At 37.0% G+C, this 23,724-nt stretch carries 14 protein-coding genes; 7 read left to right on the plus strand and 7 right to left on the minus strand.

What is annotated here, in order from left to right; all coding sequences use genetic code 11:
• Nucleotides 1–224: 224 nt before the first annotated feature.
• The gene (gene kdpA, locus BW951_RS09335) at nucleotides 225–1,919 is read right to left on the minus strand and encodes a potassium-transporting ATPase subunit KdpA (protein WP_076392099.1); all 1,695 of its coding nucleotides are present in this window, start codon (nucleotides 1,917–1,919) and stop codon (nucleotides 225–227) included.
• A 683-nt stretch (nucleotides 1,920–2,602) separates the two neighbouring features.
• Nucleotides 2,603–3,928 (minus strand): sigma-54-dependent transcriptional regulator, encoded by a 1,326-nt coding sequence (locus BW951_RS09340; protein WP_076392101.1) that lies wholly within the window; start codon nucleotides 3,926–3,928, stop codon nucleotides 2,603–2,605.
• Nucleotides 3,929–4,065: 137 nt separating this feature from the next.
• Between BW951_RS09340 and BW951_RS09345 the strand changes: the two genes are divergently transcribed.
• A complete protein-coding gene (locus tag BW951_RS09345; RefSeq protein WP_084196402.1) occupies nucleotides 4,066–6,942 on the plus strand; it encodes a M16 family metallopeptidase in 2,877 nt (958 codons plus the stop codon).
• 31 nt (nucleotides 6,943–6,973) lie between these two features.
• Here the strand turns inward: BW951_RS09345 and BW951_RS09350 are convergent, their stop codons facing one another.
• Both BW951_RS09350 and BW951_RS09355 read right to left on the minus strand, forming a co-directional pair.
• Complete coding sequence (locus tag BW951_RS09350) at nucleotides 6,974–8,053, minus strand: GNAT family N-acetyltransferase (RefSeq protein ID WP_076392105.1); 1,080 nt, start codon at nucleotides 8,051–8,053, stop codon at nucleotides 6,974–6,976.
• A complete protein-coding gene (locus tag BW951_RS09355; protein ID WP_228427532.1) occupies nucleotides 8,050–9,012 on the minus strand; it encodes a polysaccharide deacetylase family protein in 963 nt (320 codons plus the stop codon). Before BW951_RS09355 ends, BW951_RS09350 begins: the two co-directional genes overlap by 4 nt.
• Before the next feature lie 276 nt (nucleotides 9,013–9,288).
• Here BW951_RS09355 and BW951_RS23130 point away from each other — a divergent pair, with 276 nt between their 5' ends.
• Nucleotides 9,289–9,420 (plus strand): bacteriocin-like protein, encoded by a 132-nt coding sequence (locus BW951_RS23130; protein WP_262487837.1) that lies wholly within the window; start codon nucleotides 9,289–9,291, stop codon nucleotides 9,418–9,420.
• An 80-nt stretch (nucleotides 9,421–9,500) separates the two neighbouring features.
• On the opposite strand, the gene BW951_RS09360 is transcribed toward BW951_RS23130, so the two are convergent.
• On the minus strand, nucleotides 9,501–11,639 hold the full coding sequence (locus BW951_RS09360) for a S46 family peptidase (protein WP_084196403.1): 2,139 nt from the start codon (nucleotides 11,637–11,639) through the stop codon (nucleotides 9,501–9,503).
• Between the two features lie 315 nt (nucleotides 11,640–11,954).
• Between BW951_RS09360 and BW951_RS09365 the strand changes: the two genes are divergently transcribed.
• Nucleotides 11,955–12,431, plus strand: coding sequence for a copper resistance protein NlpE (locus BW951_RS09365; RefSeq protein WP_076392109.1), 477 nt, complete (start codon nucleotides 11,955–11,957; stop codon nucleotides 12,429–12,431).
• 60 nt (nucleotides 12,432–12,491) lie between these two features.
• Here BW951_RS09365 and BW951_RS09370 read toward each other — a convergent pair whose 3' ends face one another.
• Nucleotides 12,492–13,139 carry an MgtC/SapB family protein gene (locus BW951_RS09370; protein ID WP_076392111.1) on the minus strand — a complete coding sequence of 216 codons (648 nt, stop codon included), beginning with the start codon at nucleotides 13,137–13,139 and terminating at the stop codon, nucleotides 12,492–12,494.
• Between the two features lie 85 nt (nucleotides 13,140–13,224).
• Between BW951_RS09370 and BW951_RS09375 the strand changes: the two genes are divergently transcribed.
• Nucleotides 13,225–13,926, plus strand: a complete 702-nt coding sequence (locus BW951_RS09375) for a hypothetical protein (protein ID WP_076392113.1) — start codon at nucleotides 13,225–13,227, stop codon at nucleotides 13,924–13,926.
• Nucleotides 13,927–13,975: 49 nt separating this feature from the next.
• Here BW951_RS09375 and ligA read toward each other — a convergent pair whose 3' ends face one another.
• The gene (gene ligA, locus BW951_RS09380) at nucleotides 13,976–15,979 is read right to left on the minus strand and encodes an NAD-dependent DNA ligase LigA (protein ID WP_076392580.1); all 2,004 of its coding nucleotides are present in this window, start codon (nucleotides 15,977–15,979) and stop codon (nucleotides 13,976–13,978) included.
• 243 nt (nucleotides 15,980–16,222) lie between these two features.
• Between ligA and BW951_RS09385 the strand changes: the two genes are divergently transcribed.
• The 3 genes from BW951_RS09385 (at nucleotide 16,223) to BW951_RS09395 (ending at nucleotide 23,719) form a co-directional block, all read left to right on the plus strand.
• Complete coding sequence (locus BW951_RS09385; protein WP_076392115.1) at nucleotides 16,223–19,330, plus strand: TonB-dependent receptor; 3,108 nt, start codon at nucleotides 16,223–16,225, stop codon at nucleotides 19,328–19,330.
• 369 nt (nucleotides 19,331–19,699) lie between these two features.
• Nucleotides 19,700–20,443 carry a glycerophosphodiester phosphodiesterase family protein gene (locus BW951_RS09390; RefSeq protein ID WP_076392117.1) on the plus strand — a complete coding sequence of 248 codons (744 nt, stop codon included), beginning with the start codon at nucleotides 19,700–19,702 and terminating at the stop codon, nucleotides 20,441–20,443.
• Between the two features lie 312 nt (nucleotides 20,444–20,755).
• Complete coding sequence (locus tag BW951_RS09395; protein ID WP_076392119.1) at nucleotides 20,756–23,719, plus strand: SusC/RagA family TonB-linked outer membrane protein; 2,964 nt, start codon at nucleotides 20,756–20,758, stop codon at nucleotides 23,717–23,719.
• Nucleotides 23,720–23,724 lie beyond the last annotated feature (5 nt).

The following is a 23,724-nucleotide window of genomic DNA, read 5'->3' on the forward strand; positions in this document are numbered from 1 at the left end:
ATTAGTTGGGTATGGATGAAAATTGAGACTAGTTTTCTTTATATAATCTGCTTAATGGTTTGAATTGATTTTTGAATTAAATTTTTCTTTTTTGAAGCATTAAGATTTATTTAAGAAGCGAAGTTTAATCAAGAAATTCAAAGAATATTTTAAACTTAATAATTTGATAAGATTAATTTTTTTAACGTCTTAAATAAGTCTTAATGGTTCAATTATTTAATTTTTTATTTAGAAAAATACTGAAGCTGTTCTGCAATCGGACCTAAAGTAAGGGCAGGGAAGAAGGACAGCGCAGCGATCAGAAGAATAACGGCTAACGTCATAAATCCGAAAGTGGCAGTATCTGTCTTCAGCGTTCCCGAGCTTTCAGGAATGTATTTTTTCTGTGCCAGTAATCCTGCGATTGCTACCGGACCGATAATCGGGATAAATCTTGATAATAAAAGCACAATTCCTGTGGAAATGTTCCACCACGGAGTATTGTCTCCCAAACCTTCAAAACCGGAACCGTTGTTTGCAGATGATGAGGTAAATTCGTACAGCATTTCACTAAAGCCATGGAAACCGGGATTATTAAGCGTTTTTGCTCCGAATTCAGGCAGATAAGCTGTTAGAGCTGTTCCTACCAAGATCAGAAAAGGATGGAATAAAGCTACAATCATCGCGATCTTCATTTCTTTAGCTTCAATTTTTTTGCCTAAAAATTCAGGCGTTCTTCCCACCATTAATCCGCTGATGAATACGGCAAGAATAATGAAAATGAAATAGTTAAGAATTCCGACTCCGCATCCGCCGTAGAAACAGTTGATCATCATGGCAAGAAGCTCATTCATTCCCGAAAGCGGCATCGTACTGTCATGCATCGCGTTTACAGATCCTGTTGAAATAACGGTTGTAGCAATGCTCCAGTACGCTGAAGCAGCACTTCCGAAACGGATTTCTTTACCTTCCATCGCTCCAAGATGAGAATCAGCTCCCATTTGGGTAATCAGAGGGTTCCCGTTGGTTTCGTTAATAACGTTCGGAACGGTTAAAGCCAGAAAACCAATCGTCATGACAGCAAAAATCGTCCAGGAAAGTTTTCTTTTCTTCAAATAAAATCCTAAAGCAAAAACCAAAGCGAATGGAATAATCATCTGAACAATCATTTCTGTCATATTGGTCGTATAATTCGGGTTTTCTAACGGATGCGCTGAGTTAGCTCCGAAGAATCCTCCTCCGTTTGTTCCCAGATGTTTGATGGCAACAAAAGCGGCAACCGGACCTCGTGAAACATCTATTTTAGCTCCTTCCATAGTGGTAGTGTGGTCTTTTCCTTCGAAAGTCATCGGACTTCCGTTGGAAGAAAGGATGAAAGCAACCACAATGCTTAAAGGCAATAAAATACGGATCACAGATTTGGTGAAGAAATCGTAAAAATTCCCCAGTTCTGTTGTCGTTTTATCTCTGAAAGCTTTGAATAGAACTGCCATTGCAGCCATTCCTGTCGCAGCAGAGACAAACTGTAAGAACATTAAATACAACTGACTGAAATAGCTGACTCCCGTTTCTCCGGAATAGTGCTGCAAATTACAGTTGACTAAAAAAGAGATGGCGGTATTAAAGGCTAAATCCGGCGACATATCCGGGTTTGCGTCCGGATTCAAAGGAAGCCAGGACTGATTCAGCAGAATAAAAAAGGCAAGAATAAACCATACAAAATTGATGGTTAACATCGCAGACATATTCTGTTTCCAGGTCATTTGACGGTTCGGATTGATGCCTGAGATTTTATAGATCAGATTTTCAGCGGGCTGAAAAATTTTGTCTAAAAAGGTTTTTTTGTAGCCGTATACATTAGCAATATATTTTCCGAGAAAAATACCAATCACTAATGTAATCGTGAACATGGCAATAATGCCTAAAATTTCTGTGTTCATTATTTTTGGTTAAAATTTTTCAGGTTTTATTAATACATAGCAGATGTACACAAAGGCGATAACGGATAGGAAAAATAAACTCCACATAATTTTTATATTTTATCAAAAAATTCAACGGATTTGTAAGAGATCCAGAATAATAAGGCGCTGAGAAGAATTAAAACTATCAACATCATACGGCAACAATTAAGGTTAATAAAGTAAATACTACGTAAGATACCATCAGCAGACTCAGTTTTGAGTGCTCCCGTTCTCTGAACGTTTTTCTTGAAATTGTCATTTTATAAATATTTTATTCAGACTGACAATGCCAAAAGAAGTTCCATTGTTGTTTAGATTAATTTAATTAATTGAAAATGAGTGTTTTGGTTATATTTCATCATGTGCCAAAAAACAGAAAAACCTATCAAAATGATAGGCTCGTTATTAAAATGATAGGTTTTATTTTTTTAACCAATTAAGTTCTTTCTTAAAAAAAACATACTAAAACTATGTTCCTTTATATTTTGAAGGCATTTTTTAGATTAAAGCGAAGCTTCTCTTATATAATCTTAACTTCTAAACTAAAACTTAATGGTTTAATTCTTAATGTATTTAAAATTAGTTATAATTAAATGATAATCAATTATTTATTGTTTTAAATAAAATGCTCCGGTATCTACAGCGTGGATTTTAATTAACATTTATCTCAAATGATATTCTTCCAGTTTGCGGTATAAGGTAGCAATCCCGATTTCCAGCAATCTCGCTGCTTCTGCCTTGTTTCCTTTGGTGTATTGAAGCACTTTCTGAATATGCTCCTTTTCCAGAGATTTCATGCTGAAAGAATCGTTTTCAGAAGAAACTTTTTCAGAGTAACGCGGAAGACTTTCTGCATCAAGGATATGATCGTTCATTAGGATTAAGCTTCTTTCGACAGTATTTCGCAGTTCCCGTATGTTTCCTTTCCAGTCGTTTTTTTCCAATGTTTTATAATATTCCGGAGAGATTTCAATATTGGAGATATGAAGTTTTTGAGAAAAAACATTCACGAAATTTTTAGCCAGAGCTTTCAGATCCTCTTTTCTCTCGCGAAGTGACGGAAGCCTGATTTCAAAGATATTCAGCCGGAAAAAAAGATCCTCACGGAAGTTTCCCTGCTTTATTTCTTCCTCCAGATCACGGTTTGTTGCGGCAATCAGTCGGAAATCCGATCTGGAAACCTTCGTTTCTCCCATTTTGATAAACTCTTTGGTTTCCAGTACACGAAGCAGTTTTGCCTGAAGCTCAATCGGCATTTCTCCGATTTCATCCAGAAATAAAGTTCCGCCATTGGCTTCTTCCACCAGTCCTTTTTTATCTTTTACTGCTCCTGTAAAAGCTCCGGCTTTATGCCCGAAAAGTTCGCTTTCCAGAATTTCTTTGCTGAAAGCGGAACAGTTGATGGCTACAAAATTATTTTTCTTTCTGTCGCTGCCTTCATGAATGGCATTCGCAAAAACTTCCTTTCCGGTTCCTGTTTCACCCGTCAGAAGAACGGTTGCATCCGTTAACGCTACTTTTTCAGCCAGTTTTTTTGCCTGAATAATGGAAGGTGAATTTCCGATAATCGTTTCAAAACCTTTTGAAGAAGAACTCTTCTGAATGATTTTCGACCTGTTATCTTTTGCTTTTTCCAGAGATTTATAAACCAGCGGAATAATTTTATCATTATCATCACCTTTCACCAGATAATCGTAGGCGCCGTTTTTCATTGCCTGAACTGCGTCCGTAATATTTCCGAAAGCCGTCATCAGAATAATTTCCAGATGAGGATATTTTGTTTTGATGGATTTTACTAAATCTACTCCGAAAGCATCGGGAAGCCGAACATCGCTTAGCACGACATCAAATTCATACTGTTCTAGCATCGTCATCGCAGAACGTGCGGTGGAAGCTTCTTTTACGTTAAAATTTTCTTGGGAAAGGATCATTCCTAATAATTTCAGGAGCTTGATCTCGTCATCGATGATGAGGATGTTTCCTTGCATGGTGTTGTAATTTGGAAAACTGATGCAAACTTAAATATAAAATGCGAATCTTAATCATAGATTTTAATATTTATAAAATGGAAGGATTCTTTTTTGATTGCTTACATTTGTATTCATTCTATTTTTAAGGGTGAAAAATGAAGTTTATGATTGATAAAAAATTCAGGGAAGAAATTCATACAGATAAAAATAACTACGAATATATCACGGTTTCCAATGACGAAAATGGAGTAAGAATTTACACTTTAAAAAATGGTTTAAAGGTTTTTCTTGCCCAAAATTCCGATGCTCCGAGAATCCAGACCTATATTCCTGTGAGAACCGGAAGCAATAACGATCCTTCTGATAATACAGGTTTAGCACATTATCTGGAACACATGATGTTTAAAGGAACCTCTAAATTAGGAACTCAAAACTGGGAAAAGGAAAGTGAATTATTAGATCAGATTTCAGATTTATACGAACAGCATAAAGCTGAAAATGATCCTGAAAAAAAGAAAGAAATTTACCGCAAAATAGATGAAGTTTCTCAGGAAGCCAGTCAGTATGCCATTGCGAATGAATATGACAAGGCAATTTCTTCTTTAGGCGCAAGCGGAACCAATGCGCATACATGGTTCGATGAAACGGTTTACAAAAATAATGTTCCGAACAATGAGCTTGAAAAATGGCTGAAAATAGAGAAAGAACGTTTTTCTGAACTGGCTTTAAGGCTTTTTCATACCGAACTGGAATCTGTTTATGAAGAATTCAACAGAGCACAGGATAACGATTCGCGTCTGGTGAATTATGAACTGATGGATGCTCTTTTTCCTACGCATCCCAACGGACAGCAAACGACTTTAGGAAAGGCAGAACATCTGAAAAATCCTTCCATGAAGGCGATTCATAAATATTTTGATGAATATTATGTTCCGAACAATTATGCTATGGTTTTGGTGGGAGATCTTGATTTTGAAGAGACAATTCAGCTTGTTGACCAATATTTCGGAACCATTCCGTACAGAGAGCTTCCGAAAAAAACTCCTATTATCGAAAAACCGATTACGGAAATTATAAAACGAACGGTAAAAAGTCCCACAACGCCGAGAGTGCAGTTGGCATGGAGAACGGAAAGTTACGGCACAAAAGAAGCGATGTTGGCGGATGTGGTGGTAAATATTCTTAGCAACAGGGGAGAAGCAGGATTGCTGGATCTGAATATCAATCAGACTCAAAAATTATTGTGGGGACAGGCGTATTCAGTAGGTCTGAAACAGTACGGATATTTTTCCATCGTTGCCGTTCCGAAGGAATCGCAGACTTTGGATGAAGCCAGAGATTTGGTTCTGGAGCAGATCGAACTGGTTAAAAAAGGAGAATTTCCGGACTGGATGCTTCCTGCCATCATCAATGATTTTAAAATTCAGAGGATGAAAGCGCTGGAAACCGCAGACGGATTGGCAACAAACCTTTACGATACGTACATCAAAGGAAGAACGTGGGAACAGGAACTGAATGAAATTGATCAGTATGAAAAACTGACAAAAGAAGAGGTTATCGCCTTTGCCAATGAGTTTTTCAGAGATAATTATGTAATCGTTTATAAAGAAAAAGGGGTAAACGAAAAATTGATCCGCGTAGAAAATCCGGGAATTACTCCTGTGAAAATAAACCGTGAAGCCCAGTCTGAATTTTTACAACAGATTCTGGAAGAAAAAACAGAAGATATTCAGCCGGAATTTGTGGATTATGAAAAGGAAATTCAGAAAGATGTTGTGAAAGGCAAGACCATAAGTTTCGTTAAAAATAAATACAACGATATTGCGCAGGTTCATTTTATTTTTCCGTTCGGAAGCGATCATGACCGCGATCTTGCGATTTCGACACAGGTTCTTCAATATCTGGGAACTGAAAAATTCTCTCCGGAAGATCTGAAAAAAGAATTCTTCAAAATCGGCGTTACCAATGATTTTAAAACCACCAACGATCAGCTGATTATTTCGCTGAACGGTCTGGAAGAAAACATTGAAAAAGGAATAAATCTTCTGCAGCATTGGCTGTATGAAGTAAAACCGGATCAGGAAATTTACAGACAGTTTACAGAAACTATTCTGGAAAACCGTGGTGCGATGAAGAAGGATAAAGGCAGAATTATGACGGCTCTTACAAATTATACCAAATTGGGACCTTTCTCACGGTTTACGGATGTTATTTCAAAAGAAGAGCTGGAAAGCAGCAATGTGGAAGTTTTTACAGACCGTATGAAAAAACTGTTCAGATATCCGTATCAGATATTTTTCTACGGAAGAAATTTTGAAAATTTCACTTCATACATCGGAAAATATACTGAAAATGAAAGTTTTGTCATTCCGGAACCTAAAAATTATCCGGAGCCTGAAACCGATGGAAATGTATATTTTACAGATTACGATATGGTTCAGATGGAAATGAGTAAGGTAGGAAGAGGTCGCAATGTAAACACGGAAAATTTTGGTAAAATCAATGTTTTTAATGAATATTTCGGACGCGGTTTGTCATCCATTGTTTTTCAGGAGATTCGCGAAAGCAAAAGTTTAGCGTATTCTGCATACGTTTCTTACGCTGCCAATTCAGAGCTGGATCATCCGGATTACATTACCACCTACATCGGAACGCAGCCGGACAAATTACAGATTGCTGTAGATACGATGACTGAACTGATGACTGAGCTTCCTGAAGTGAAGGTACAGTTTGAAAATGCAAAAAATTCTGCTTTGAAACAGATTGCTTCGCAACGGGTAACAAGAACGAATATTTTCTTCAATACGTTAAGATTAAGAAAACTGAATATTCATCACGATTTCAGGAAAGATATCTATCATCAGATTGAAAGCTTGAAATTTGAAGATCTGAAAGATTTTTACGACCATTATATAAAATCCGTTCACTTCAACACCGCCATTATCGGGAAAAAAGAAAACCTGAACAGGGAAGCGGTTGATAAGATGGGAACCTTCAGGGAAGTGAGTTTAAAAGATATTTTCGGACATTAAAAAAGAGGCTTGAAAAAAGCCTCTTTCCGTTTCATGTCATTGCACAATCGCCGTCTCCATCCTGAAAATCCGGATCAAAATCTTTCGGCAGATTAACAAGTAAATTTTTATGGAACATATATCTTCTTTCAAAATCTTTCTGATAAATTTTCTGAAACTGCTTTGAAGAAGCGATATTTTCATTAAGTTCAATATGATAATTCGTTAGAACCTTCACTTTATTTTTCACAATGAAATCATTGAGAAATACAACAAATCTCTTTAATTCTGTTTTTGAAAATAAATATAAAACTTTAAGCGTTCCGTCTCTTAGAAGCAGAAGCGAACAGGTTTCCAAATTGTTATTTTCATCATAAATTTTTATCCAGAAATATCTGAATTGTTTTGAATAGGCTGAAAAAAGGTAATCTTTTTCGGTATTTTCGTTTTCCAGAACCCATGGATTTTCAATAAACCAGTTGATTTCATCAGGCGTTCTGTTGCTTTTAAACGCCAACAGAAATGCTGAACTTTCCGCATCAATTTTATCTGAAATTTCAAACTTAAAATCCGGTTTTTGGGTGAAAATTTTTCTAAACGACAATAGCGTGTTGATAAAACTATCCGCAATTTTAAAAACCGGCTGAAAAGGTTTAAAACCAGACTTTTTTGCAGGAATGATCGTTGCAAAATCTGCTTTGAAATAATATCTCTTTCCTTTTTTAGGCTGAATGTACCGGAAAAGTCCAATTTTATTATACAGACTTTCTGCTTCTTTTGTAAATTCTGTGATGGCAATATTTCCGTCGTATTCTTCAAAGGCTGTATTTAATAAAGTCTGTGCAATTTTCTTTCCGCGAAACTCATTGCTGATGAAAAGGGTACTGAGCCATGCATACTTAAAAGGTTTTCCATCGATGATAAAATGATCGGGAAAACACCCTAAATAACCCGCCAACTGATCGTTATGAAGGGCAAGAATCAATAAAATGTCTTCGTCACCGGCTTTCGGATTTCTGAGATGGGAAATAGCGCGATGCTTCGTGATAGGAAGGAAATCATACTTTTTATAATCGCCGGATGATATGAATTCTTCAAGTTTTTTTCGGTTTAAAGTTTTCAGATCAATCATCTTCTCGCAATTTTATTTTTGTTAAAAATCTTCTTCAATTTAAAGTAAGCCATTTCTTTTTTTAATGTAATTTCAGCCGTTTCGCTTGTTTCAAAAGGGATTCTCTGAAAATTTTGAGGAACACTGTCGAGCTTAATTCCTGCGCTCCCAAAGCTGCAAAATAATTCGGGATTTGTAAATAACTGATCAAAAAAAGCTTTTTCTACTCCAAAATCAGTAAATGGAAAAGCAAAACTTTCATATAAAAAATCATTCTGCTTCAAATAGTCAAAAGTTCGGTTACAGGATTCAAGTTGTTGATTAATAGATAATTCGTGGTACAAAGGATGATCCCAACTGTGAGAGGATATTCCGAATCCCTTTTCCGTAAGACTTCTTAACTGATCCAAAGTCATGTAGGGCTTCTGCTGACTTAAAAATGAATTGAAATCAATTTCCAGAATTTCTGCAAGCTGGTCTAAAAGATTTTGTTGTAAATAACTGATTTTTAAAATTTCAGAAATACTATTTTCTTCTGTTTTAAGAATGCTGAAGACTTTTGGGTTTATATCGTTTTTTTTCTCGATTTTATCAACTAAAAGACTTGCTTTACAGCGAAACATCAGGTTTTTATTATCAACAAATTCAGGATTGATAAAGTTAACCGCATAAATTCCTTTTCTTTCCAAAACAGGCAGTACAACGTCATAAAACTCACGCAATCCGTCATCAAAGGTCAGCAAAGCAATCTTCTTTTTCGGCTTAAAACTTCCTTTGATAAAATCTTTGAATTCCTGCCAGTTGACAAACTGAAAATATTTCAGAAAATAATCTAAATCCTGCTCGAACTGCTTTACATTTTTATACTGAATGATATTTTGAAGATGAGGCAGATTTTCATCGGAAACACAATGATAAACGGGTAAAAAGTAAGACAGGGGAAATGATTTTTCAACATTTCCATTTTCAAATTCTGACAAAAAATTAATGATTTTTCTTTTCATTGATCTGTCAAAAATAAAAAGAATCTATTTAAATCCGTTGAAAAATTTAAATAGACTCTTTTAAATATGGATTGAAAATTAAAACTATGATCGGTTAAACCTTATAAAATGCTTTTCTATTTAACATAATATATTTTTTTTCTTAAATGTGTGAAAAATTATTGGAGAATTGTTTCTTTTGTTTAAATTTATCTTAAAATATAGCGGTATCTGAAAAGCTCATAGAGTAGGAAAAAAATTAAAACAAAAACAATGAAAAATTTAAAGAAACTTTCTAGAGAAAATCTTAAAACAGTAAAAGGAGGATTAATGATCTGTATGAACTACGATGGCGTTTGCGAAAAAGTAGGTAAATTCTGTGGAGAACCGGAATGTAAAAATTAAAAACCTCTTTAGACTCTTAAAGTAAGAATCATAAAGAAATAGAAAAGTCCTGAAATTTTTTTCAGGACTTTTCTTATCATTTATTTTACAATCTTCATCTCATCAATCAGCCATTTGGAATCTGCAAATTTATCGATAATGAAAAGAATATACTTTGTATCCACCATGATATTTCTGCTGAAACGAGGGTCATAATTAATGTCGCTCATTGTTCCTTCCCATTGTCTGTCGAAATTCAGTCCTACCAGATTTCCGTTGGCATCAAGAGCCGGACTTCCGGAGTTTCCTCCCGTTGTGTGGTTGGTTGCAGTAAATCCTACAGGAACATCGCCGGTTTTATCTTTGTACACTCCGAAATCTTTTTTGCTGTAAAGCTCAATCAGCTTTTTCGGAACATCAAATTCATAATCTCCCGGAACATATTTTTCCATTACTCCCGCCAAATGCGTCTGATAATTGTAAGAAACAGCATCTCTCGGAGAAGAACCTTTCACTTTTCCGTACGTTACACGAAGCGTAGAGTTTGCATCTGGAAAGAATTTTCTGTCTTTATCCGTTGCCATTTGCTGCGCCATATAAGTCTTCTGTAAAGCATCAATTTTCGTCTGCATCGATGTAAACTGAGGATCAGCTTTTGTGATGTAGGTATCTCTCATGGATAAATAAGTCTGATAAACAGGATCTTTTTTCAATGTTTTGATCAGTTTGTCCTGATTGGAGAATGCCTTGTCGATATCTTTGCTCAGAGAAGCTCCGTTTACTTCAGTTCTTCCTGTGATGATGGAGTTTTTAGAATCTTCTTCAACGGTCTGAAGATTTTGTGCTTCATTTTTATATTTTTCAAATCCTGCAGGTAAAAATTCCGGAGCCGTTTTATTGGCATAAAGAGCCAGTAATTTTGCCGTAACTTTTGCATCAAGTTCTGCATTGTAATCTTTGTAGAAAGAAGTCAGTCTGTTTTTAAAGGAAGTTGTCCCTTTTTCGTCCATTCTTCCGGCTTCTACCGCAGTAATGTAGTTGTAGAAAAGATTGGCAAGCATTAAAGTTTCTGCATTTCTGATGGTTTCAGAATAATATGCGTTGTTTAATGCGTAAGGAGCCTGATCGTTGTACAGTTTGTTCAGCTGATCTAAAGTCGTTTTAATGTCTTTATTTTTAGCGATCAGAGAATTTTCATACTGTACTTTTTTCTCTACCGCGTTAGATTTTTTCAGACCTTCCACTTCTCCGATCCATTTTTTCCAGTAATTGGCTACCGAAGCGTATTTTGAAGCATACTGAATTCTTGTGGCATCATCGGTACGCATTTTTTCGTCCAGCGTTTTCAAAGCAACATCTCTCACTGCAATTCTCGCAGGATCGGTGTCTTTCATGATCTTTTCAACTGCGATAGCAGGAAGATATTCTGTGGTTCTTCCAGGGAATCCGAATACAAAAGTGAAATCATTCTCATTTTTATCTTTAATGGAAACCGGAAGATAATGTTTCGGAACGTAAGGAACGTTATCTTTAGAATATTCAGCAGGTTTGTTATTTTTATCAGCATAAATTCTGAACATGGAGAAATCTCCTGTATGTCTTGGCCAAACCCAGTTGTCTGTATCTGAACCGAATTTTCCGATGCTTTGAGGCGGCGCTCCTACCAGACGGATATCTTTGAATGTTTCGATAGTGAAAGCATAGAATTTATTCCCATAATACATGGATCTTACAGAAATCGACTGATAAGATTCTGTTTTCTGAGAATTTTTGTAAATCTCAATATTTTTGGCAATCTGTTTAGAAAGTTCGGGTTCCTGAAGTTTATCGGTTCCTTCTAAAATCTGAGAAGTCACTTCTTTGATATCAACAATAAAGTCTACCGTTACTCCCGGGTTCGGAAGTTCTCCCTGAGGATTTTTTGCCCAGAACCCATTCGATAAAAGGTCATTCTGTACCGTAGAGTGAGACTGAATCTGTCCGTATCCACAGTGATGGTTGGTAAGCAATAACCCTTTTGGCGAGATAATTTCCGCGGTACAGCCTCCGTTGAACTGTACTACCGCATCTTTTATGCTTGCTTTTTGCGGATTGAAAATATCTTTGGCAGAGATTTTCATTCCCAAATCTTTCATTTCCTTTTCATTAAGCTCCGTTGGAATCCACATTCCGCCGTATTGCTGTGCAAACGTCATTACAGCCGGCAAAAGAAATACAGATAGAAGTATCTTTTTTGTCATAATCAAAATTTTGCCCCAATTTACAAAGAAAAAGGGAGATTTGGGTTAAAATTGGCTGATAGTTAATTGTTTTTTTAGAGGCTGTTCAAATTTAAAATTTTATGATTCTTTTATTTTCAAAAACAAAATTTTAATTCAGCATAACGATTATTCTAGAAAAATAAAAACAAATAAAATTTTTGTATCAGGATTGATGATAAGGTTTAATCTTTAATCAGTTCGATCTATCAACCATCAACAAGAAACCATCAACAAGAAACTATCAGGCGGCTTAATTTTTGCTGCTGAAAAAGCATTCACGCTAAATCATTTATTATGAAAAAAACAATTCAGATTCTGGGAATCACTCTTATGCCACTTGTGGTTTCCTGTACCCAAAAAGACAAAAATCCTGAAGTGAACCCTAAAACAGATCCGATGGCGATTCAGGCTCCGGTGGACAGTACCAAAACAAATTCCGTTGCGGGTGCTGATAATTCAGAAAATTCTTTGGACTGGGACGGAACGTATGAAGCCACAGTTCCATGCGCAGACTGCCCCGGAATTAAAACGACACTTGTTCTAAATAAGGACAAAACTTTTAAAATCACAGAAGAATATCTGGAAAGAAATTCTAAAAATGAAGATACGGGAATGTTTGTATGGGATTCTACAGGAAGCATCATTACCTTAAACGGAAAAACTTCAAAATACAAATATAAAGTCGGGGAAAACACACTTACACAGCTTGATATGGAAGGAAAACCGATTGACGGTCCCAATAAAGCTCTGTATATTTTTAAAAAGAAATAAAATGATTTACACATCTGAAATCTCTTCATCCGAAGGGATTTTTTATTGACATCGGTGATATTAAAACTGATAGGCAATTATTTTATCATCTTCCATCAGGCTTTTCATTAAAATTTCATGATTGGTATTATTGTCTGTAACCATCCATGTTGTCGATAAATTTCCCTGTGTGTACTGCTGTTTTGCGAGGGTGAATTTCAGATTGTTTTTCTTAAAAAGTTCTTCACAGTGTTGAATATCATGATAATTGACGACTGCAATTTTATACTCCCGGATTTTATGATGCCTGTCTATAAATTTTTCAAAATAGGTTAAATAATTTAAAACCAATAAAATAAGAAGCGTTCCGAGGAGAGAAAGATAAACATATCCGGATCCGACTGCCATTCCGATGGAAGCTGTTGCGAAAATGGTTGTGGCAGTGGTAATTCCGTCGATTTTATTATCCCCTTTAAAAATAACTCCCGCTCCCAGAAAGCCGATTCCGGTAATGATATTGGCAGCCAGCCGATCCGGATTGGCGACCCCGATTTTAATGGAAAGTATCGTAAACAGGCAGGATCCGAAACAGACCAGAATAAAAGTACGCAAACCTGCCGATTTGTTTCTGTATTCCCGCTCCGTTCCGATGAAAATGCCGAGAAGAACGGAGATGAAAATCAGCAGAAGCTCATTCTGGATGACGTAATGATCTTTTAAAAATTCCATTTTGAAGATTTTACTAAATAAAATTACAATAATTCTTTTGATAAAAATCCAAATGAGGTATATTGTATCGTAAAATACTAAACCATTGAATGAAAGTCTGAAAAAGTCGATTGAAAACCTGTATTCTGTTTTTTCAAAATATGAAATCCGATCTGTTATCGAGGGATGCCCATGTTGTGTTTCGGATCGTGACAAAGAGAAAATTCATAGTAAGGAACTCAGAGAGCTCGAAGAAGAGGATCTTTCACGATATGCTTTCAAAGCAATGACAACGTGGGGAAATGTGGATGATTTTAAACATTTCCTGCCGAGAATACTGGAACTTTGCATTGATCAGAATCTTGGAATTCAGCCGTTTGGTATTTTCGGAAAACTGGAATACGGAAAATGGGAAGTCTGGGATGGTATTGAAAAAGAAGCGGTTATCACTTTTCTTTTGGAATGGTGGAAGTATTTCTTAGAAAATAGAAATTTTTTTGATGATGATCTGTTTTTCGGAATCTATAATGTGACGGGTAAAATTGAAAAATTATTAGAATACTGGAAAGTGGATATTGCCCAAAACAGCTTTATGATTTATGTGGATTTAATCCGGTATTATTATCAGGATTTTGTCAACGAAAACCTGAAAAATAAAAGTTTCGATGAATCAGATCGGGAAAAATTTCTGAAGTGGATCAAAGAAAATTCAAAAAGTCTTGAAGAAGGTTTTTATTATTTCGAAAAGAGGGATGAAAGATTTGCCAGGGAAATTTCGGATGCTCTGTATATTTTGGAACACAGCTAAAAAAAGACTGCCTTTGAAAGACAGTCTTTTGTAATTATCTAAAGCAAAATTATTTTTCTACCAAATCCAAAAACTGCTGTTCATCCAGAATCTCAATCGTTCCGATGTCCTGCGCTTTTTTCAGTTTGCTTCCTGCTTTTTCGCCAACGACAAGGAAATTAAGGTTTTTGGATACTGCCGAAATATTTTTTCCACCGTGTTTTTCCACCATTTCTTCTGCTGCTTCTCTGGTAAATAATGATAATTTTCCGGTAAAAAGGAATGTTTTGCCTTCCAGAACATTTGATAAAACTTCGTTTGTGCTTTCGCCTTTTTCAAGCTGCACTCCGTAAGATTTTAACCTTTCGATCATGAGAATGTTTTCGGAATTTGCAAAGAACTCCACGATGCTTACCGCGATTTTGGTTCCGATATCTTCTACTTGGCAAAGCTCTTCTACCGTCGCATTTTTCAGATCTTCGATGGTCGGGAAATTTTTAACCAGTTTTTTGGCAACCGTTTCTCCGACGTGTTTTATCCCGATTCCGTACAGTACTTTTTCAAACGGAATTTCTTTGGATTTTTCGATTCCTGAAATGATGTTCTGTGCCGATTTTTCTGCCATTCTTTCAAGCGGAAGAAGCTGCTCTTTTGTTAAAACATAGAAATCTGCCGGATTTTCAATTAATCTTTCTCTGTAAAGCTGTTCGATGGTTTCACTTCCCAGATTATCAATATTTAAAGCCTTTCTCGAAACATAATGGATCATTCTTCCCACAACCTGTGGCGGACAGTGAAGATCATTCGGACAGAAATGAATTGCCTGATCTTCAATTTTTACAAGCTCAGTGCCGCATTCCGGACAATTTTTGATGTATTCAATTTCCTTGCTTTCTTCCGTTCTTTTTTCGGTATTGACGCCGACAATTTTCGGGATAATTTCACCGCCTTTTTCTACATAAACGAAATCATTTTCATGAAGATCAAGTTTTTTAATAATATCTTCATTGTGAAGCGAGGCTCTCTTTACGATCGTTCCGGCTAATAAAACAGGTTTCAGATTGGCAACCGGAGTGATGGCTCCGGTTCTTCCGACCTGATAAGAAACGCTTTGCAGCTCGGTTTCCACTTTTTCAGCCTTAAATTTATAAGCCATTGCCCAGCGTGGAGATTTTGCGGTATATCCAAGTTGTCTCTGCTGTTTTAAAGAGTTGACTTTTAAAACGATACCGTCAATTTCAAACGGTAAATTATGACGTTCAACATCCCAGAAATTAATAAATTCTTTAACCTCATCCAAAGTCGTACATAATTTTGCCTGTTGGGATGTTTTGAAACCCCAGCTTTGCGCTTTCTGAAGCAGTTCCCAATGCGATGTTGCAGGAATATCTTCTGAAATAAACTGATACAGAACCGATGAAAGCCCACGTTTTCTCACTTCGCCGCTGTCCTGCATTTTCAGACTTCCGCTTGCGGTATTTCTGGGATTCATGAAAGGATCGAGACCTTCTTCCTCACGCTGTTTGTTGATTTTATCGAAATTTTTTCGGGTTAAATAAATTTCTCCGCGCATAAAGAAATGTTCCGGAAAATCACCTTTTAGTTTCAGAGGAATATCCGAAATGGTACGAACATTAGCCGTAATTTCATCGCCCTGAAAACCGTCACCGCGAGTTACTGCCTGAACCAGTTTTCCGTTTTCATACAAAATGGAGATCGAAGCACCGTCATATTTCAGTTCGGCAACAAATTCCACCGGTTCGTCAATGGTTTTAATAATTCTTTTTTCCCAGTCTTCAAGATCATCAAAATCATAAGAATTATCAAGAGAATACATTCTGAATTTATGCTGAACCGTAGGAAAAACTTTGGTAATTCCACCGCCGACACGAACGGTAGGAGAGTTTTCATCATAAAATTCGGGATATTGGGCTTCCAGATCACGAAGTTCTTCCAGCAGCATATCAAAATCATAATCCGAAATCGTCGGGGTATCAAGGAGATAATAATTTTCGTTGTGCTGATGAAGCTCTTTTCGAAGATCTTCTATTTTCTGTTGTATGTTTTCGGACATCGGGTTTCTATCTTTTTCAGCAAAAATAAATAAAAGTAATTCCAATTTAAAAAATAAGGGAATTAAATATTCTGCGAAAATTAAAAAGTTGTAACATATTTAAACCCACTGATTATCCACCAGATAAAATCGGGGTTAAAATTCAGGTAACATAAGGTTCCCATATAATTTAAAAAATGTTAAAACTCCCTTAAACAGAGGATCCTGAAAGTCAGAATACATTTGCAAAGCTAATTTGTAGATATGAGAAAAGTAAAGATTGTATTGGGACTATTGTTCCTGAGTTTTGGAACGCTTGCGTATGCGCAGACCACTCAGGCTTCTATTGTAGGAAAAGTTACCGGAACCGGAAAAGCTCCGCAGGAAAAGGTAAAAGTAACCATTGTAAATGAATCGACAGGTTTTAAAACGGAAACGGAAACCAATTCGAAAGGGGAATATATTTTCAAAGAAATTCCTTTGGGCGGCCCTTACACGGTATTCGTAAATGATGAAAAAAGGGAAGGCCACAATGTGAATTTTGGAGATCAGGTAACGGTAAACGTAGATTTGGGAAGCGAGAAAAGCATTGAAGAAGTGGTTGTTACCGGAAATTTAAAAAACAAAATCGGGAATTTAGGTGCGGCAACAGCCATCACAACCAAAAATATCGGAATTTTGCCTGTAAACGGAAGAAACTTCAATAACCTTGCTGAACTTTCGCCGTTGAGCGGTAAAAACGGAAGTATTTCCGGACAGTTGGGTTCTTCCACGAATTTTACCATCGACGGAATGACAGCTAAAAATCCTACTTCTGCAGGTTCTACCACAAGCAGAAGTAATGCTCCTTTTTCTATTTCCATCGAAGCGGTTCGTGAATTTAAAGTAACCACCAATCAATATGATGTCACATTGGGAAGAAGCGGAGGAGGAACTGTAAGTGCAGTTACAAAATCAGGAACCAATAAATTCTCTGGAAGTGCATGGGAATATTTGAGGACAAACTGGCTTTCCAGCAAATACGACATCAGAGGAAATAAAATCAACAACGATTTTTCCACTTCCCAGTTCGGATTCTCTTTAGGCGGACCGATCATCAAAAACAAACTGCATTTCTTCGTTGCATGGGATCATCAGTTGGATTCAAGACCATTGCAGATTGCCGATATCAAATCTCATGACGACGAATTAAGATTAAATACCACAACGGCTACTTTAAATAAATTCCTTGATATTGCCAGAGCAAAATATGGCGTTGGAAATACACCGCAGTTCGGAAGTTTTGATAAAGTGAGAAATTCTGATGCCGGATTTTTGCGTTTAGACTGGCAAATTAACGATAAAAACTTATTGACTTTAAGAAATAACTTCACCTATGATCTGAACAAAAACGGTTTAGGAGACAACACAGCGATCAACGCTTTTGAATCGTATGGAAATGATAAAAATCTGGATAACAGCTTATTGTTGACTTTAAGATCAAACTTAAAACCGAATATGACGAACGAACTGAAGGCGCAGTATCTTTACACGTTTCAGGACAGTTACCAAAACGATCAGCTTGGTCATCCCGTACCGAGAGCCATTGTCGAAAATATCGTAACCAGCATCGACGGAAAAGATAAAGCAACCAATATTCAGATCGGAGGACACCGTTTTGCGCAGGAAAGTTTCAGAAATAATGTTTTCCAGATCGTAGACAATTTATACTACAATACCGATAAAATCAAATATACCTTCGGAGCAGATTTAATGTACACGATGGCAAAATCGGTGTACGGAAGTGAAGTGAACGGAAGATTCCACTTCAGGGAAAATCCTACTGTGAACGGAGGAGATAATCTATTTAATTTTAATAATCTTGTGGCGTACAGATTTTACAGAGAAGTTCCTTTGATGGAAGATCCTTCTGTAAAGTCCAATATTTATAACTTGGGAGTTTACGGACAGATTCAGACAAAAATTGCAAAAGGTCTGGATTTAATGGCGGGTTTAAGATTGGATTACGGCGGTTATCCGAAAGCAGGCTTCAATCAGAAATTGTATGATGAAATGGGAATCCGGACAGATAATCAGATCAAATCATTCATCATTCAGCCAAGATTCCAGTTCGATTGGAATATTAATGAAGGAAATAAAGACTTCCTGAAATTCGGGGCTGGAATTTTCTCTTCAGACATCAACAATTATATGATTATCAATAATCTGGTGTTTGACGGAAGACATTTGGCAACAGTGGATGTAAATCCTTCACAGATTGGTCTTAAGCCGGATTTCATCAGCTACAGAAACGATTACGGAACGGTTCCTACTTTAGCGCAGTATCAGCTTCCTACCATTAACTACACAGGAAAAGATGCAAAAATTCCGGTGGTTTACAAAGCCAATGTTTCTTATACGCATTTCTTCAACGATAGATTCAGAGCGGGAGTTGCGGGTTACATGACGTTGGGAAGAAACAACTATTTCTACTACGACAGGAATATGGTGTCAAATCCGTATTTTACGCTGGATAATGAAGGCGGAAGAGGTGTTTTTGTTCCTGCAGCAACCATTGCAGCCAACGGAACACTGAACTGGAAAGATGGGAGAATCAACAAAAATTTTGGAAGAGTTCTGGAATTGGTGAGTGATGGAAAAGTCAATCAGTTTTCATTCGTATTAGATACAAGTTACCGTTACTGGAAAGACGGAGAAATTACAGCAAGTTACACCTGGGCAGACATCAAAGACAACACTTCGTATAACGGAAACGTAGCCAATTCTGCAACACTGTCTACCATGGTTTCGGGAGATCCGAGAAACTTAAGAATGTCGTATTCTGACAACCAGTTCAGAAACAAAGTCGTGATTTACGGGAACTCTCCAACGATTGCAGGATTTACTTTGGGAATCAGGTATGCCGGAATCGGCGGAACCCGTTTCTCTGTAGCGGCAGGAGGAAATGTAAACGGAGATTTCGTAGATACGAACGATTTAGCTTACATTTTTCCGAATCTTACACAGACTTTAATTGATAATCCTGAAGTGGGACAGGCTTTGAAGAACTACATTACAGATTACAACAACAAAGTTGCAGAAAGAAACGGCGGAAAGAACGGTTTCTACGGAGTTTGGGATGTTCGTGTAGCAAAGAAAATCAAATTTGAAAAAATCGGAGCCTTTGAACTTTCAGTGGATATTTTCAACGTTGCCAATTTGCTTAACAAAGAATGGGGCGTTAACAAATCTTACGGAAATACGGCACTGTACAGAATTACAGGATTTGATCAGGCAACAAAACAGTTTAAATACAGTCTGAATACAAGCGGACTGGAGCCACTTTCAGGAAATCCTTACCAAATCCAGATCGGAGCGAAATATTCTTTCTAATCTAAAAATAAGTTTAAACTCATTTTAATGTAACTGCAAAAGAGACAAAAGACTTTGTTGAGTTTATTTAAAGTATTTCAAAAGTCTGCAAAGAGAAAAATCTTTGATTTTTTTAACTTATGTGCTCTTTTTTTTACATTTAAGTACTCAACTTAAATAACTAAAGTGTTACAATCTTTTGCGGTAAAAAAGTTTAGACAAGTTTAATGTGAAAAATGTAAATGGTCAATTTTGCTTTGCAAGTCAATTGTTAATTTTAAATAACTGATCATTGAAAGCGAAGGATTCACAATTGACGATTCACTTAAATAAATTTATATACCTTTATCTGAAAGTTGAAAGACTTTCGAATACTATTCAAATTATATTATGAAAAATTTTATCTTAGGGTTAGCAGTTTTAAGCACAGTAGTAATGAAGGCACAAACCCAGATCGTAGCGCACAGAGGTTATTGGCAGACGCAGCCGCCGACAACGGAAAATTCTCTGAAATCGTTGGAAAACGCACAGAATTTGAAGATTTACGGATCTGAATTCGATGTGAGAATGACGAAAGACGGAGTTTTGGTGGTAAACCACGACGAACATCACGCCAAAATGGAAATTTCCGAAACCGATTTTAAAGAACTGGAAAAAGTAAAATTATCCAACGGTGAAGATTTTCCCACTCTGAAAGACTATTTAAAACAGGGAAAAAAAGATAAGTCGCTAAAACTGGTGGTTGAAATAAAGCCTGACAAAACGAAGGAAAAAGAGGATGAACTGACGGCGAAAACCATCAAAATGATTAAGGATATGAAGCTTGGAGCGCAATGCGATTTTATTTCTTTCAGCTTAAATATCTGTAAGGAAATTAAAAGGCTGGAACCCACTTTTAAAGTTCAGTATCTGAAAGGAGAGCTTTCTCCGCAGCAGATCAAGGACGAAGGTTTGGACGGAATCGATTACCATTACAGCATTTTCCAGAAAAATCCTACATGGATTGCAGATGCAAAAGCTTTGGGATTGATCACCAATGCATGGACGGTGAATGACGTTGCCATTGCCGATGAATTAAAAAAGCAGGGAATTGGTTTCATCACTACCAATATTCCGGATCAGCTTAAAAAATAAGATCATGTCATCTTTATACAGAAAGTCTGTCTCTTTTGAGGCGGACTTTTTTTGTTTTAAAAGTTTCTTTTAAAATTCAGCCAACTTTGTGGTATCCCTTATTTACTCAGGAAAAGACAATAAAATTAGGGAAATAAATCAGCTTTAAAATATTAAAAATTATTCATTCGTTTAACCTCTTGTTAACCAGTTGGCTGTGCAATGTTATTAAGGTTTAATTAATATGGCGTTTAATAATTCTTTAATAAATGTTAAAATAGTATTAAAATCCTACTCATAATATCGTTTTAGTTTTGCGCAAACAAAAAGGATATGCGTAAAGAGACACAAAAAGTACTCATTTTATCATTACTAGGACTTGTCAGTGTAAATCTGGCAGCTCAGCAAAAAGTGAAAAGAGATACCATTAAGAACATCGACGAAGTTGTGGTAACCGCTTTGGGAATCAAGAGACAAGACAAATCTTTAGGATATGTTGCGGAAAAAGTAAACTCAGACACTTTTGAAGAAACCCAGAACAACAACTGGGCTCAGTCTATGGAAGGAAAAGTTGCCGGACTGAAAGTTCAGACGGCAGGAGCGGGACCGCTTGCCAGTTCCAGAATTACCTTAAGAGGCGAAAAGTCGATGGTATTGGATAATAATTACGCATTAATTGTTGTAGACGGAATTCCTTTGGGAAATTCCACCACAGGAACCGGAACTCCGGCGTACGGAGCGGGTTCCGGAGGGGATGTTCCGATTGATTTAGGAAACGGACTGAACAGCATCAATCCCGATGATATTGAATCGGTAACCGTTCTGAAAGGAGCTTCTGCAGCCGCATTATACGGATCCCGCGCTGCGAACGGAGCTTTGATGATCACCACAAAATCCGGAAAAAGCAAAAACGGAAAAATTCAGGTGACTTTCAATTCCTATTCAAGTTATGATACGGTTTTAAAATGGCCGGATTGGCAGTACGAATACGGACAGGGAACTTTGGCTAAAAATACGGCAGGACAATTCTATTACTCCTACGGAGCTTCTGCAGACGGTGTAAGTACCGGAGGAACGAGCAGTGCTTTCGGACCGAAATTCGCGGGACAGTATTATTTTCAGTATGATCCTACCGTTGGCGGACAGAGCAAGGAAAGACAGCTTTGGAGAGCTTATGAAGACAACATCAAAGGATTCTGGAGAACAGGTTCTACGTATTCCAACAGTCTTTCGGTAGAGAGTTCCAATGATAAAACCAATTTCAGAACATCGCTTACCTATCTTAATAACGAATGGATGATGCCGAATACAGGTTTCGACCGACTGAATTTTGCTTTGTCGTTCGCGCATCAGTTAACCAAAAAATTAAAAATTTCTACCAAATTTACTTTCAATAAAACATCAAGTGACAATCTTCCGGCAACAGGATACAATAACCAGTCGATTTCCTATTTCATGATCTTCCAGAATCCGAATGTGGATCTTGCATGGTATCAACCCATCTGGAAACCGGGACAGGTGCAGATTGATCAGATTCACCCTTTCAGTACATTTATCGACAATCCTTACCTCATCGCTTATGAAATGCTGAACGGAGTGGATAAAAAAACGATTTTCGGAAACATTACGGCAGATTATCAGTTCAATAAAAATTTCAGCCTCATGTTAAGATCCGGACTGGAAGTGCTGAACGAAAAAAGAACAACAAAACGTCCGTGGAGTTCAGCCAATTATGCAAAAGGATTCTACAGAGAACAGTACATCAAAAATCACGAATACAACAACGATGTTTTATTTTCGTACAAACAGAGCTTTAATAAATTCAATATTTCTGCATCAGCCGGAGGAAGCATCCGTTACAATCAGTATGTGATGAATGATTATCAGGCAAACGGATTGAAAATTGCCGGAGAATACAATCTTACCAATGCGCTTGGAATTGATGTAAAATATCCGAGACCGGGAGACGAACAGGTAAACAGTGTCTATGGTTTGGTAACATTGGGATACGACAATAAATTCTTTGTGGATGTTACCGGAAGAAACGACTGGAGTTCCACACTTCCGAAATCCAACAGATCATTCTTTTATCCTTCCGTAAGTACGAGTTTCATCCTTTCAGAAATTTTTAAATTGAAAAGCGACCGTTTCAATTACTGGAAACTGAGAGCTTCGTGGGCAAAAGTAGGAATCGACGGTTCTCCTTATCAGTTAGATACCTATTACGATACCAGTTCTATCACAGGAAGTGTGGTAGCGAGAAATATCTTCAACAATCCGAATCTTAAGCCTGAAAAAAATGCCAACGTAGAAGTGGGGATGGATTTCAGCGTATTAAAAAACAGATTGAATTTTAATTTCACGCTGTATCAGAACATGAGTGAAAATCAGATTATTCCGGTTTCTCTTCCTTATGAAAGCGGTTATTCTCAAAGAATCATCAACGCGGGAAAAATCCGAAACAGAGGTATGGAATTATCTTTAAATACGACACCATTTAAAACCAAAAGCTTCTCCTGGATGATCGGAGCCAACTGGTCTGCCAACGAAAACAGAGTACTTACCACGTCCGAAGGTTTCGACGGAATTATTTCAACCGTGGGAGGAGTGGTTTTTTATAAAGCAATCGTAGGAGGTTCTTTAGGAGATATGTATGGTTTCAAGCTGGTGAAAAACAGTCAGGGACAGGTTGTTTATGACAACGCAGGATTGCCTTTAAGACCTGCAGAAATAGAAAAAGTAGGAAATGCATTCCCGAAATGGAGAGCCGGTTTACAGAATGATTTTAAAATTAAAAATTTCACCGTAAGCTTCTCATTCGACGGTCAGTACGGTGGTGTTGCGTATTCGCAGTCGCATCACAAAATGTCGGAACAGGGAAAACTGAAATCTACACTTCCGGGAAGAGATAATCCGAACGGAATGATCGTAGGAGAAGGAGTTGTGCAGAATCCGGACGGTTCTTACAGCCCGAATACAAAAGCGGTTACCGTTTCTGCTTATTATGCAGAATACTACAGAAGAGCCAACGTTGAAACGAATACATTCAGCACAGATTTTATCAAACTGAGAGATGCAAGAATCGCCTATTCTTTCCCGAAAGAAACCATAAAATCTTTAGGACTGCAGGATCTTACCTTAGCTATTTTCGGAAAAAATCTATGGATGTGGACAAAGTTCCCGATGTTTGATCCTGAAGTAGCCACTTTAGATAACGCCACCATTACTCCCGGAGTGGAAATGGGGCAGCTTCCAACCGCCAGAACCGTTGGATTTCAGTTAAATCTTAAATTTTAAATCTT

This window comes from Chryseobacterium gambrini (assembly GCF_900156825.1).
Taxonomy (GTDB): Bacteria; Bacteroidota; Bacteroidia; order Flavobacteriales; family Weeksellaceae; genus Chryseobacterium; species Chryseobacterium gambrini.